12 protein-coding genes are annotated in these 13165 nt (G+C 41.9%); 3 read left to right on the plus strand and 9 right to left on the minus strand.

Features of this window, described 5'->3' with window-relative positions; all coding sequences use genetic code 11:
* Window positions 1-58: 58 nt before the first annotated feature.
* The 5 genes from GSQ74_RS13835 to GSQ74_RS13855 form a co-directional block, all read right to left on the minus strand.
* Complete coding sequence (locus GSQ74_RS13835; protein WP_254060887.1) at window positions 59-1363, minus strand: MFS transporter; 1305 nt, start codon at window positions 1361-1363, stop codon at window positions 59-61.
* Window positions 1364-1497: 134 nt separating this feature from the next.
* Entirely contained in the window at window positions 1498-2592 is a 1095-nt protein-coding gene (gene aroC, locus GSQ74_RS13840) for a chorismate synthase (RefSeq protein WP_158994244.1), read from the minus strand.
* Between the two features lie 360 nt (window positions 2593-2952).
* The gene (gene aroA / locus GSQ74_RS13845; RefSeq protein WP_158995201.1) at window positions 2953-4224 is read right to left on the minus strand and encodes a 3-phosphoshikimate 1-carboxyvinyltransferase; all 1272 of its coding nucleotides are present in this window, start codon (window positions 4222-4224) and stop codon (window positions 2953-2955) included.
* Window positions 4225-4335: 111 nt separating this feature from the next.
* Window positions 4336-5463 carry a bifunctional 3-deoxy-7-phosphoheptulonate synthase/chorismate mutase type II gene (locus GSQ74_RS13850; RefSeq protein WP_158994246.1) on the minus strand — a complete coding sequence of 376 codons (1128 nt, stop codon included), beginning with the start codon at window positions 5461-5463 and terminating at the stop codon, window positions 4336-4338.
* 108 nt (window positions 5464-5571) lie between these two features.
* A complete protein-coding gene (locus tag GSQ74_RS13855; RefSeq protein ID WP_158994248.1) occupies window positions 5572-6477 on the minus strand; it encodes a prephenate dehydratase in 906 nt (301 codons plus the stop codon).
* A gap of 467 nt (window positions 6478-6944) precedes the next feature.
* Here GSQ74_RS13855 and GSQ74_RS13860 point away from each other — a divergent pair, with 467 nt between their 5' ends.
* On the plus strand, window positions 6945-8024 hold the full coding sequence (locus GSQ74_RS13860; RefSeq protein ID WP_158994250.1) for a DUF3667 domain-containing protein: 1080 nt from the start codon (window positions 6945-6947) through the stop codon (window positions 8022-8024).
* 429 nt (window positions 8025-8453) lie between these two features.
* Window positions 8454-8975, plus strand: a complete 522-nt coding sequence (locus GSQ74_RS13865) for a transposase (RefSeq protein ID WP_158994252.1) — start codon at window positions 8454-8456, stop codon at window positions 8973-8975.
* A 70-nt stretch (window positions 8976-9045) separates the two neighbouring features.
* Here the strand turns inward: GSQ74_RS13865 and GSQ74_RS13870 are convergent, their stop codons facing one another.
* The 4 genes from GSQ74_RS13870 to GSQ74_RS13885 all read right to left on the minus strand — a co-directional run bounded on the left by GSQ74_RS13870 (window position 9046) and on the right by GSQ74_RS13885 (window position 11818).
* On the minus strand, window positions 9046-9504 hold the full coding sequence (locus tag GSQ74_RS13870) for a nuclear transport factor 2 family protein (RefSeq protein WP_158994254.1): 459 nt from the start codon (window positions 9502-9504) through the stop codon (window positions 9046-9048).
* 113 nt (window positions 9505-9617) lie between these two features.
* Window positions 9618-10541: a sterol desaturase family protein gene (locus GSQ74_RS13875; protein WP_158994256.1), complete on the minus strand. Its 924-nt coding sequence runs from the start codon at window positions 10539-10541 to the stop codon at window positions 9618-9620.
* Between the two features lies 1 nt (window position 10542).
* Window positions 10543-11607 carry a 3-dehydroquinate synthase gene (gene aroB / locus GSQ74_RS13880; RefSeq protein WP_158994258.1) on the minus strand — a complete coding sequence of 355 codons (1065 nt, stop codon included), beginning with the start codon at window positions 11605-11607 and terminating at the stop codon, window positions 10543-10545.
* Window positions 11608-11611: 4 nt separating this feature from the next.
* Complete coding sequence (locus GSQ74_RS13885) at window positions 11612-11818, minus strand: RNA-binding S4 domain-containing protein (protein WP_158994260.1); 207 nt, start codon at window positions 11816-11818, stop codon at window positions 11612-11614.
* Between the two features lie 110 nt (window positions 11819-11928).
* Here GSQ74_RS13885 and GSQ74_RS13890 point away from each other — a divergent pair, with 110 nt between their 5' ends.
* Entirely contained in the window at window positions 11929-13107 is a 1179-nt protein-coding gene (locus GSQ74_RS13890) for a proline dehydrogenase family protein (RefSeq protein ID WP_158994262.1), read from the plus strand.
* Window positions 13108-13165: the final 58 nt, after the last annotated feature.

Below are 13165 nucleotides of genomic sequence, written 5' to 3' on the forward strand. Positions count from 1 at the left end.
TTAGCTAATATAATCATTTAGTGTAAATTCATATATTAGTGCCCTTAAGAGGGGAATTTTAAAGGTTAAGGTTGCCCTTATTGGTAGCTTTTAAATATCGATAAAGCACCGAAAATCCTATCGCGGCAACCAAACAAACACCACCCAATATCCACCATAATAAAGCAAAACCACCGCCTACAATAATTAAACTGCCGACAGTCGGCGCTAAAATTTGCGCAGCAGACCAGGACATGCTATACAAGGCCGCGTATTCGCCCCGATTATTTTCGGTAGTGCGGGCTATCCAAAACGAGTTGGTGAAGGGCATGGCCATAATTTCGCCAAGAGTGATGAAGACAATAACTGCCAGCCCCGATAACGAGCTATGCGGTAATACATTCAGCAGCACAAAACCGAATCCAACCAATATCACTCCAAAACTGATATAATTTAGCGGATGTCTGCGGCCCTCGAGGCGATGAATTAGGATCATTTCGATCATCACAATTAAAATGCCATTTAGTGCCATTAATGCACCAATAACACGCTCATTTAATTGCCACATCGTTTTATAAAACAACGGTTGCATAGTGAACAGTTGAAAAAAACAGATGGCAAAAAGCGTGATCAACCCAATAAAAATTAAATAAGTGGTGTCTTTATAGGCTGATGCGGCGTTAGTTTTAGTCTCCGCATTTTTAACCGGTTTAAGGATTCCTGAGCGGGGTATCAACCTTAATAATAGTACTGCGGCAAACATATTGGTGCAGCCATCTACCCAAAACAATAAATGGTAGTTAAATGATGCTAAAAAGCCGCCCAGCGCCCCGCCAAATGCCCAGCCGAGGTTAATAGCCAAACGGTTTAGGGAGTAGGAGCGTGTCTTATTCTCCGGCGAGCTGTAATAGGCTATTGCTGCCGAGTTTGCAGGCCGGAAGGATTCGTTACAAAGGCTGAGGACAAATGCCCCCGCACCCAAGGTTATAAAGGTATGCTGAAAACCTAAAATAATGAATAGCACGCCACCACTGAAGAGCGCACCGATTTGCAAATCATAGAAGCCTATTTTATCCGTCAGCTTGCCACCGCCGAATGCGCCGAGGATTGATCCTAAGCCAAATAAGCCCATGATGTAACCAGCTTGTATAATTGTAAAGTGTAATTGTCGGGTGCAGTAGATGGTCATGAAGGGGATAACCATGGTGCCGCTGCGGTTCACCAGCATCACAAGGCACAAGTACCAGCTGTTCAGCGATAAACCGCTGTAGGCTTTTCTGTAGAGTTGGATGGGTGAGGTGAGCATTATTGCAAATATATAAGTTGTGGCAATAGTTGTTGATGGTGTAGAAAAATCATGTGGGAATGTCCTCTTCCCGCTCATTGCCGCGGGGGGCTACTTCTTTTGTCTTGAAACAAAAGAAGCAAAAATTCAAGACGGAAAAAACCTTCTGCCCACAAGGCCAACTCCCGGCCCGGTTTTCCGTCGGGCCTTTTACGCACTTTTGGGTTTGTGGTTTATCCTAAAATCGCGTTGCGATTTCGCAGCCAATGATCGGCCAAAACTAATGCAGCCATGGCTTCTACGATGACGACTGCTCGGGGCACTACACATGGGTCGTGGCGGCCTTTGCCAGATATTTCGGCGGCGTTGCCTTCGCTATCGATGGTGGCCTGGGCTTTCATAATGGTTGCTACGGGTTTAAATGCTACCTTAAACTCTATAGGCATCCCGTTGCTGATACCGCCTTGTATACCGCCTGAGTAATTGGTAATGGTAGTAATATCGCCGGTATGATTTTTAACGAATATGTCGTTATGTTCTGAACCCAGCATTTCGCTGCCTGCAAAGCCTGAACCAAATTCAAAGCCGTGTACCGCGTTGATGCTAAGCATCGCTTTGCCTAATTCGGCATGTAATTTATCAAATACAGGTTCGCCTAAGCCAACGGGGCAATTTTTAACATAGCAGCTGATCTTGCCGCCAACGGTATCGCCAGCTTTGCGGATGCCATCGATAAATTCGATCATTTCTTCGGCTGTAGCAGGATCTGCGCAGCGGACGATGTTTTCCTCGCGCTGGTTAATAAACTCCTGTACATCGCTTATATCTACGTTTGGGGCATTGATTTTACCTACGCTGCTTACATGGGCAACAATTTCAATTCCCTGGCTTTTTAACAACAGTTTTGCCAAAGCTCCTGCTGCTACACGTGCTGCGGTTTCGCGGGCTGATGAGCGGCCGCCACCACGGTGATCGCGGATGCCATATTTGGTTTGGTAGGTGTAATCCGCATGTGAAGGACGAAATACATCTACATTATGGGTGTAATCTTTGGAACGCTGGTCTTCATTAGGTATCAGCATTGCAATTGGCGTGCCGGTAGTTTTCCCTTCAAATACTCCTGAAAGAATTTTTACGGTATCGCTTTCCTTACGTTGCGTGGTGATTTTGGATTGACCCGGTCTGCGTTTATCCAATTCGGATTGGATGTATTCCAAGTCGACAGTCAACTGCGATGGGCAGCCATCAATTATTACGCCTATAGCTTCGCCGTGCGATTCGCCAAAAGTTGTTATCCTGAATAATTGTCCGAATGAATTGCCTGCCATGATGTTATTGATGTGCAGATTTGCAAATATGCAAATCTGCGGATGTTGTATTTTTTACTTAGAGCGTTGTCATGTTGAGGTACTCGAAGCATAAGCGTAAGGGCCTTTGCCCGCATACTTCGAGTGCCTCAGTATGACACCCTTTTGGTTTTACCAATTATTATTTAGTACGTCATTGCGAGGAACGAAACAATCTCTACTTAGGCAGATCGACTTTGCATGTTCCTATGTGTAATTTAGAGATTGTTTCGTTCCTCGCAATGACGGTGTTATTTACTCTTTTATATTGTTAAAGCATAAGCGTAGAGGCCTTTGCCCACATACTTCGAGTGCCTCAGTATGACACCCTTTTTTAATGCCTTAACCTTTTGTCTTTATCTCAAACCCAACTTTTTCCAGATCACTCCAAAATGCCGGGTAGGATTTTTCCACTACTTTGGCGTCTTCTATTTCCATTTCGGGGATTAGCAGAGCTAGCGGCGCAAAGGCCATTGCCATGCGGTGATCCTCGTAGGTGTTGATGAAAACCTTTTCGGGGATATGCTTTTCGCTGCAATCCAGTTTGTACACCTGTCCTTTTTCAATCAGTTTTACACCAATTTTTGCCAGTTCGTTTTGAAGGGCTAAAACACGGTCGGTTTCTTTGATCTTCAAAGTTTCCAGGCCGGTGAAGGTAGCTTCGTGACCTAATGCGGCGCAAACCACGATGACAGTTTGTGCCAGATCAGGGCATTCCTTTAAATCAAATATCTTGCGGAAAATTGGTTTAACTTCTTTTTGTAAATGAACGCCCCCGTTTTTAAACTGCGAGGTAATGCCAAAATTAGCCATTATCTCGGTTATTACGCTATCGCCTTGCAGGCTATATTGTGTTAATCCGGGTAGGAACAAATCTGCTTCATCAGCCAAAGCCGCTATGGCGTACCAGTAGGATGCCGCGCTCCAATCCGGTTCAACAGGTAAAACTGTCGGCGCGAATTCCTGGTGCGCAATGCTGATCACATTATCATTCCACTGGTGTTGGATGCCTGATTGTTGTAGCATGGCTAAGGTCATTTCTACATAAGGCTTTGACGTTAGGTCGCCTTCAATATGCAGCTCCAAACCTAAAGGCAATTTGGCGGCAATAAGCAGCAGCGCAGTAATGTACTGGCTGCTGATATTACCTTTTATATTAATTTGGTTAGTAAGCTGTGTAAAACCTCCCTTTAGCCTCAACGGCGGGAAGCCATCTTGTTCCTTATAAGCTATGTTAGCCCCCAACTGGCGCAAGGCATCAACCAAAATACCTATTGGCCTTTGTTTCATGCGTTCGCTGCCGGTTAGTATCACCTCATCATCCTGTATAGCAAAATACGCTGTTAAAAAACGCATGGCTGTACCGGCAGGACCAATGTTTATTTCAACCCCCTCTAAATCTCCCCCGGTAGGGGAGACTTTTTGAAGTTTCCCGTTTAAAATTGAATGCAATGTCACCGTATCAGCCGCATCAGAAATGTTCTCTACCTTAACTTTTCCGTTGCTCAGGGCTTCTATCACGAGGGCGCGGTTGCACTCGCTTTTTGAGCCGGTAAGTTGTACGGTTCCGTTTGCGGTTTTAGTTTTTTTGGTGAGGATGATATTCTGGTGCATGTGGATGTTAGTATAGTTTGATCGGCAGAGCGGTTTTACCCCCTCTGTCTCCTTCGTCGACATCTCCCCCTGATTCCAGGGGGAGAAAGTAGACTAGTATATCGTATTTTATTAAGCGTGTGTAAGTTTATCAGCTGCTTGTCCGGCCTGATCTTTATTCATCACTTCGGTTTGTTTGCGGATTGACTCGCTGTGTAATAGTTCTAATAATTTTTCGGTGAACTCGCCACTTAATTTTAATGCTTTTGCATAAGTTGTGCGTTTGTTCAGGATCTCATCCCAACGGTTAACCTGTAAAATGGTGATGTTGTTATCTTTTTTGTATTGACCGATCTTCTCAGCAATTTGCATACGCTCAGCAACTTTTTGGATAACCAAATCATCAATTTTATCGATCTGACTACGTAGTTCAGCTAATTTATCATTAACTACCGCGTCACGTACTTCTGGTTTGCGTAGTGCTAAATGGTCGATAATTTCAACTAAAGCAGCAGGAGTAACCTGTTGTGCAGCATCAGTCCATGCAACTGAAGGATCGATATGTGATTCGATCATCAAACCTTGCATATCCAAATCCAATGCTTTTTGTGACACGTAACCGATTAATGAACGGTTGCCGGTAATGTGGCTAGGGTCATTGATCATTGGTAAGTGCGGAGCCAAAGTTTTTAGGTGGATAGCGATATCCCACATTGGCTCGTTACGGAAAGCTGATTTTTCGTAAGATGAGAAACCACGGTGGATAGCAGCCAGTTTAGTGATACCTGCATTGTTGATACGCTCCAAAGCGCCAATCCATAATGACAAATCAGGGTTTACCGGGTTTTTAACCATTACAGGTACATCAACACCTTTAAGGGCATCAGCAATTTCTTGTACAGTGAACGGGTTTGCAGTTGAACGCGCGCCAACCCAAAGAATATCAACACCTGCTTTTAACGCTTCTTCAACGTGTTTAGCGGTAGCTACTTCAACAGCGGTAGGCAAGCCTGTTTCTGCTTTAGCGCGTTTTAACCACTCTAAACCAATGCTACCAATGCCTTCAAACTCTCCCGGACGGGTACGTGGTTTCCAGATACCAGCACGTAATGCAGACACACGGCCTGTTTGAGCCAATAAATGCGCGGTAGCTACTAATTGATCTTCAGTTTCGGCGCTGCATGGACCTGCTATTACCAAAGGTTCTTTACCTGTTTTTATCCAGGATTCAAGGGGTTGTATGTTTAATTCTAGTTTCATCGTGTTTTGATATTTACTTTGGAAGTTGGGAAGACCGAAAATCCGGAAATTTGTTAATGTTTATGTGCTTTAATTGTTAATTTTTACTTTTTATTTCTGTCTTTTCGGTTATTCTTTAACCAGTTTCTTGATCTTGATATAAGTCCTCTTTTCGGGCTTCTTAAATTGATCAATGCTGGGTTGTTCTTCAAACTTTTCGTACTCACCCAGTATGTTAAAGTTGTGGGTGTATTTTAGGATCTGTTTTATGGCATTGTCGTATTGTCTGCTTTCCCGCCACTCCACATCTACATAAAAATTGTACTCGGTTGGTTTGCCCAGTACCGGCATGGATTGTATTTTGCTCATGTTGAGGTTTTGCTCCGCGAAGATGTTAAGCACCTTGGCCAGCGAACCTACCTTATTGCTCACCTCAAAACATAACGATGCTTTGTTCGGTGTGCCTTTTATATTGTTTTCGTGGTTGGTGATGATTAAAAAGCGGGTAAAGTTCCTTTTGTTGGATTCGATGCGACGCTCTAAAACCTCTAAACCATATAGGTTTGCTGCCAGAGTATTGGCGATGGCAACAGTGTCAGTTAGTTGCTCCTCGCGGATGCGTTTGGCACAGGCGGCGGTGTCGCTGCTTTCAACCATTTGCAGGTGCGGGTATTCATCAAAGAAATCAACGCATTGACGGATTGCGATAGGATGGGAGGTTACATACTTAACGTCCTCAAACTTTACACCCGGCAAAGCCAGCAGGTGTAGTTGTATCGGGATGTAAACTTCGCCCACAACCGGGAAGCCGTAGCTCATCATCAGCGTGTAGTTAGGCAATATGCTGCCTGCTATGCTGTTCTCGATAGCCATCACCACGTAATCAGCTTCTTTGTTTTGCAGCGCCTCGAAGGTTTGCTTAAAAGAATTGCATTCAATAGTCTCGATGTCTTCACCAAAGTATTTAAACGCGGCTTCCTCGTGGAAGGAGGCACGGATACCCTGTATTGCAACTCTTGGTTTTTCGCTTTTCATAAATCCTGTTAAAGCAAAAAGTCCCGGCTTGTGGGCCGGGACTTTTCAGTTTCTATATGTTTGTTATCGCATATTAGTCCCGGCTCTTACTGTTAAAGTAAAAGTAGTAGCCATAAAAAAATGCGGTGTTAAATGTCATGTCGTTTTATTGTGCTGTAAATGTACGGTTAAAAAACAGTTTGTCAATAGAAAATTTTTATTTTCTGAAAATAAATAGGTGAAACAGAATTTTATTGGGTAAAAATGGATTTGACTTCTTTTATTCCCGTTGTTTGTGTCCTCACAAACAATAATTTTGGATTGCCTGTGAAGACACAGGCAATGGGGAGCTAATATATTAACTTTTTCATTTGCCTATTTAATTGTCCACATTTGAAGAGGCAAATGAGCGTAATGTACCTATTATGTTACAAAGTCAATTTTAATGATGTTTAGAATTGATATTTTTTTAGATATTTTTACTCTATATGAAACATGTCCATTTGCGTAAGGATAAAACCTGCCTTAATTGTGGTACTACGGTAACAGAACGATATTGCTCGCATTGCGGACAGGAGAATACGGAGCCAAAGGAGTCTTTCGCGCACCTGTTAGGACATTTTTTCGCGGATGTTACGCATTATGATTCGCAGGTTTTTACTACGATAAAGGATTTGGTGATCAGGCCAGGGTTTTTAACTAATGCCTATAATGCAGGCAAAAGAACCAGCTACCTGAACCCCATCAGGATGTATATTTTTATCTCGGCACTGTTTTTCATATTGGCTTTTTCATTCCATGAAGAACCGGAAAAAGCAAAACCAGTAACCAATACAAGTCAGATCATTAATCCTTACCGGCAGCACCTGGCAGATAGTTTAAGGAAATTATCAAAGGCAACATCACCTAAAGATAGTATTGTAAACAGTATTTATAACGGTTTGGCCATTCACCTGGATACGATAAAATCCAAAAACAGCGGCGAATCATTAAATGCAAGTATAAATAACCATGGTATTATAATTTTTCATCTCACAGAGTATAAATATGCCAATAACAGGCAATATGATTCCGCGCAGCGAAAAATGACCGATACTGCAAGAAACGGACTAATCGCTACCTACATTAGCCATAAAATGATCCATTTAACGCGGGAGCAGGGCCGCTACGATGTAGATATTAACAACGATATTACGCATGATCTGCCAAAGCTGATGTTTGTATTGCTGCCCTTATTCGCCTTGTATGTTCGTTTGTTCTATAATCGTAAAAAGTACTTATATTCACAGCACGCCATATTCTCCCTGCACTTTCACTGTTTTATGTTCCTGAGTTTTTTGGTTGTAACTGTAATTACAATGGTATTTACCAGCGATAAAGCAGAGTGGATTTTGTCAGGAGTTTCTTTGCTGGCTATTTTTATATACCTTGTAGCAGCGCTGCGTAATGTTTATAACGAGGCATTGTGGCTGTCCTTTATCAAATCAATAGCTATAAGTTTAATTTATACGCTTACACTTGTTATTTGCCTTAGTATTTTGATCTGTATAAAATTTGTTTTGCTTTAGAAGCAGTGTAAGCGTGGACGCTAAGATTGGTGTTCATCAAGTGTGGACACTTGATGAGGCGATTTGAGAATAATTATCAAAATAAGTTAAAATCTTTTTCCTCCTGAATCGTCATAACCACCATAAGCTTATTCTATGTACCTTATTCTTTTAGCAACGCATTCCTTAATCCGGTGGTTTGTATTAACGAGTTTACTTTTCGCTATTTACCGTGGTTACCAGGGTTGGTTGTTGAAGAAGCCATTTACCAAATTTGATAACAGTGTGCGACATATTACCGCTACTCCGCCAATTCAAGTGTCCACACTTGAATTCATTTAGTTGTGAGCGTCCACGCTTACAACTAAATGGCCACAATTAATGTAAGCGTCGATGCTTACGCACTAAATACATTTTGCCAAATCACAAATTATTCTCCATATTTATTTCATGTCACGCAATGCCTCAACCGACGAATTCTACTTTGTAACCCTAACAGTAACCAATTGGATAGACGTTTTTACACGACGATTATATAACGACTTTATTATAGAAAATCTAGCCTGGTGCCAGAAACACAAAAAGCTTAATATTTATGCTTATGTAATAATGACAAACCACATTCATTTGGTTGCAAATGTAACTGGCGGTTCGCTTGGTGATGTTTTAGGACATTTTAAAACGTATACATCCAAAGAGTTATTTAAAATGATTGCCAATAATACTCAGGAAAGCAGGCGCGACTGGATTATTAAGGCTTTTGAAAAGGCAGGGAAATATAATCCATTAAATACCAATCATCAATTTTGGCAAAATGGAAATTATCCGGTATTGCTTTATACTACGGCTGTTATTGATCAAAAGATAGATTATATTCACAATAATCCGGTAAGGGCAGGTTTTGTTGGTTCGGCACATGAATTTTGGTATAGTAGCGCTAATCCTGAAAGTCCTTTGGAAATAATTTATTAATGTAAGCGTGGACGCTTACAGTTTTTTGTATTCAAGTGTGGACACTTGAATAGGCGATGTATTATAATTTTCAGGATTGAAATTTGCTTAACCGGGCTAATGCCCGCTGCCTTACTTTGTTTTTCATCAAGGGCGTCCAACCTAACAAAAAACCTTTCAATCCAAATGCCTGGCTTGCCCATTTCCAAAAACTGAAGGTATCGGTATGCTTCACTATTTTGCTATTGCTGAATAGGAATTCGGCGTGGACATGATTGGTCACTTTTCTGCCTGTTAGGCTGAAGGTGTATTCTGCAACCCAATCGGTGCTGCCTGTTTGATCATCAGCTTTTATATTACCTGCTGAAATTTTAATCCCTGGTGTTTTTAATAGCATACGCCACATGTTTTTGGCGTTATTGCCTTTTAATGGGCCGAATGCAGGGTCTTGAAATTCAATATCATCAGTATAAAGACTTACCATTGCCTCGGCATCGCCAGCGGCAAAAGCATTATAGAAATTTTGTATAAGCTGTGCATGATCCATCATAGACGAGGTTTAATTGATGGATGAATGTACGGCTTTGTTTTTATTGTAAGCGTGGACGCTTACAATTTTTGCATTCAAGCGTGGACGCTTGAATGGGCGATGAATTTTAATTATTAAGCAGCATTGCTTTTTGCAGAATTGGAATTCCGATGCTGTTGCTTCCATTCTCGTTGTAAAACTCTGGCGGTTTGGGTACTGCCGTCGTGGCTCCAGCCGGGAGGTTTCACAAAGTACAGGAGTTTATTTTTGAAGCCGGGCGCTTGCTTTACATCGTGCAATAAAGCTCTCCACTCGTGGAAAAGGATATTTACCGGGCCGGTATCTTCGGGTTGATGGGTTAAGCCGTATTTGATAGGTTCGGGCGCATCTTCTTCGCGGAAAGTACCGAACAGCCTGTCCCATATAATAAAAACCATACCCATGTTTTTATCCAGGTAAGGGATGTTTGATGCATGATGAACCCGGTGATGAGATGGTGTTACCAATATCCAGCCATACCATTTAGGTAAGTTTACTTTGTATTGGGTATGCACAATATTGCCGTAAAGTTGGGTAATTAAATAAGCGTACAAAATATCCAGCGCGTTAAAACCCATAAAGGCCAGCGGCAGGTAAAAGAATACCCTGTACAAAGGCTCGAAAACGGTAGAACGGAAACCTGTTGTCAGGTTAAAATGCTCTGAGGAGTGGTGGGTAACATGCATCGCCCAAAACAGGCGTGAGTAGTGACCCACGGAGTGCAGCACCCAGTATAAAAAGTCCTGCGCGGTAACTAATACGATCCAATAGATCCAAACATTTTTAATTTCGAACAGGCGGTATTGCCATGCCAGATTTAATAAAAAGAAGGTGGAAAACTTTACTACCACATTGATGATAAAAGCCAGTACGGTAAGGTAAACGTTGGTAAGCGTATCGCGCTTATCATAATATTTGCGATCCTCGCGGTAGCTGAGCCACATTTCGGCTATGGTAAGTATAACCAATAGCGCTACAAGCGTTACGGCGGCATATCCACGATGATCTAATTGGGGCATATTATAATGATGTGTAATACCTTAAGCTTTCGTAAAGTTCGTCTTTTGTGCAGATGTTGTCAATGCTGTATTGGCCTATCTCCTGTAAAAACGTACAGTTTATTTTGCCATCCTCATTCTTTTTATCCTTCTGCATGTAAGTGTATAACTCATCAAATATGGATTCCGGTATATTATATCGAGGATATAACTTATTGATGACATTTACAATCTCGGTAAGCGAATCGGCACTTAAGCCTATTTTTTTGTGAGATAGATAAGCTTCGCAGATCATACCGATAGCGATAGCCTCGCCATGGGATAGGGCTTTATTGCCATCGTTTAATAAAGAATAAGTTTCAACCGCGTGCCCAACTGTGTGGCCAAAGTTTAAACTCTTGCGGATACCCATTTCTTTAGGATCCTCAATAACTACTTTGTTTTTTATTTCTATTGAGCGATAGATCAATTCGGCAGCCGGTTTTTTAAGATCGCTTGTTTTAAGCTGATCCCAGTAATCAGCATCGCAAATTAAACCATGCTTCAGCATTTCGGCTAAGCCGGATAGGATTTGTCTTTCAGGTAAAGTTTTTAAGAAGTCATATTCAATAAATACCGCTTTCGGCTGTGTAAATGTGCCGATGATATTTTTAATGCTATCAATGTCGATACCTGTTTTACCGCCAACTGAGGCGTCCACCTGTGAAAGCAGGGTAGTAGGCACATGCACGAAATCGATCCCACGTTTAAAGGTAGAGGCCGCGAAACCACCGAGGTCGCTCACTACGCCACCACCCAGGTTTACCATCAGGCTTTTGCGGTCGGCGCCAAAATCAATTAACATTTTCCAAACACCAATGCAAAAATCAATGTCTTTGCTTTCTTCGCCGGCGTTAATTTCTATCAGATCGTAATCATCTTCATTATCGCCTAATTTTTCTTTCAATAATGGCAAACACTGCGCGCTTGTATTTTCGTCAGTTAAAATAAAAAAGCGTGAGTATTTGCCTTGTTTTATAAAATTTACCAGTTGGGTAAGGCTATCAGAAAAATATATTGGGTAGCCAATGCTTTGAATAGTATCCATAAGATTAAATCACCACGATTTTGTTATTCCTGAATTCGATAACATCACCTTTTTTTACTTTGAGGCGTTTGCGGTAATCCACTTGTCCGTTATATTTTACTTCGCCCTCTGTTACAACTATTTGGGCTTCGCCGCCGGTTTGTACTAAACCAGCTGCTTTAAGCAGTTGTATTAACGGGATATAATCGCCTGTTACTTTAAATTCAATCATGGGAGGGCAAAATTAAACTATTCGCAGAAATAATGAGTTATCTTTTATAAATTTGTAACCACGTTTTTGGTTTGGAGGTATTTTTCTTCGGTTCAGAAACGGTTTTTAATATGACCTCAAAAGATAGCCTCTCGTTCGAGAATACCGAAATAGCGTTTCGGCATTCGTCCAATAACGCGCTTAAACGTGCTTATTGGCTGTTCAAAATCATCAATGTTAACTTTTTAGTGAAGATCGGGCCACCGATTACCAATTTCGCTATTAACATCGGCCTTCCGGTTAAGGGATTAATAAAAGCAACCATTTTCAATCATTTTTGCGGCGGAGAAACCATTGCCGAATGCGGTAATACCATCAAAAACTTAGCTAAAGGCGGTGTAGGAACTATTTTAGATTACTCGATAGAAGGCGAGGATGATGAGCAGGTTTTCGATCATACCCGCGACGAGATCATCCGCACCATTGAGCGTGCATCAGGCGATAAAGCTGTGCCAATTACTGTGTTTAAGGTTACCGGTGTGGGTAGGTTCTCGCTACTGGAAAAACTAGATGCCGCACAGGGGCTTACTGCTGATGAGCAAGAAGAATGGAAGAAAGTACAGCAGCGTGTGCTGGATATTTGTGATAAAGCCTATAAATTAAGCATCCCGGTGATGGTTGATGCCGAGGAAACCTGGATCCAGAAAACGATAGACTTATTGGCGCTGGATATGATGAGCCGCTTTAACAAGGAAAAAGCCATCGTATACAACACATACCAAATGTACCGCCACGATAAGCTGCAATCCATAAAAGATGATTATCAGCAGGCAGTTGACGAAGGCTTTATTTTAGGCGCTAAAATAGTGCGCGGGGCATATATGGAAAAAGAACGCCGTCGTGCTGCCGAGCAAGGTTACCCATCGCCCATACAACCTAATAAAGAAGCAGCGGATGAAGATTATAATGCTGCATTAAAGTTTTGTGTAGATCATATTGAGCGTATTGCTTTTGTGGCCGGAACGCATAATGAGCAAAGCTGTCAGCTGCTTGCCGAGCTATTAAGCGATAAAAATGTCGACCCTAAAAACCCACATGTTTATTTTTCGCAACTGTTGGGCATGAGTGATAATTTGAGTTTTAACCTTGCCAATGCAAATTATAATGTTGCCAAGTATGTGCCTTATGGGCCTATAAAAGCGGTATTGCCTTACCTGTTTAGAAGGGCGCAGGAAAATACTGCCATTGCGGGACAGATGAGCAGGGAACTGAGTTTGATTGTAAAGGAGACGAGGAGAAGAAGGATATAAATCTTAAGACGGTTTAATCTTAGAACTTTGTCATTCTGGGCACAGCGAAGAAACTGTA

The sequence above is a fragment of the Mucilaginibacter sp. L196 genome (assembly GCF_009765905.1).
Lineage (GTDB): Bacteria > Bacteroidota > Bacteroidia > Sphingobacteriales > Sphingobacteriaceae > Mucilaginibacter.

Bases quoted from the DNA above. Each gene is read 5' to 3' on its own strand.
- GSQ74_RS13835 (WP_254060887.1), bottom strand. From the start codon at position 1,363: ATGAGCGGGAAGAGGACATTCCCACATGATTTTTCTACACCATCAACA.
- aroC (WP_158994244.1), bottom strand. From the start codon at position 2,592: ATGGCAGGCAATTCATTCGGACAATTATTCAGGATAACAACTTTTGGC.
- aroA (WP_158995201.1), bottom strand. From the start codon at position 4,224: ATGCACCAGAATATCATCCTCACCAAAAAAACTAAAACCGCAAACGGA.
- GSQ74_RS13850 (WP_158994246.1), bottom strand. From the start codon at position 5,463: ATGAAACTAGAATTAAACATACAACCCCTTGAATCCTGGATAAAAACA.
- GSQ74_RS13855 (WP_158994248.1), bottom strand. From the start codon at position 6,477: ATGAAAAGCGAAAAACCAAGAGTTGCAATACAGGGTATCCGTGCCTCC.
- GSQ74_RS13860 (WP_158994250.1), top strand. From the start codon at position 6,945: ATGAAACATGTCCATTTGCGTAAGGATAAAACCTGCCTTAATTGTGGT.
- GSQ74_RS13865 (WP_158994252.1), top strand. From the start codon at position 8,454: ATGTCACGCAATGCCTCAACCGACGAATTCTACTTTGTAACCCTAACA.
- GSQ74_RS13870 (WP_158994254.1), bottom strand. From the start codon at position 9,504: ATGATGGATCATGCACAGCTTATACAAAATTTCTATAATGCTTTTGCC.
- GSQ74_RS13875 (WP_158994256.1), bottom strand. From the start codon at position 10,541: ATGCCCCAATTAGATCATCGTGGATATGCCGCCGTAACGCTTGTAGCG.
- aroB (WP_158994258.1), bottom strand. From the start codon at position 11,607: ATGGATACTATTCAAAGCATTGGCTACCCAATATATTTTTCTGATAGC.
- GSQ74_RS13885 (WP_158994260.1), bottom strand. From the start codon at position 11,818: ATGATTGAATTTAAAGTAACAGGCGATTATATCCCGTTAATACAACTG.
- GSQ74_RS13890 (WP_158994262.1), top strand. From the start codon at position 11,929: ATGACCTCAAAAGATAGCCTCTCGTTCGAGAATACCGAAATAGCGTTT.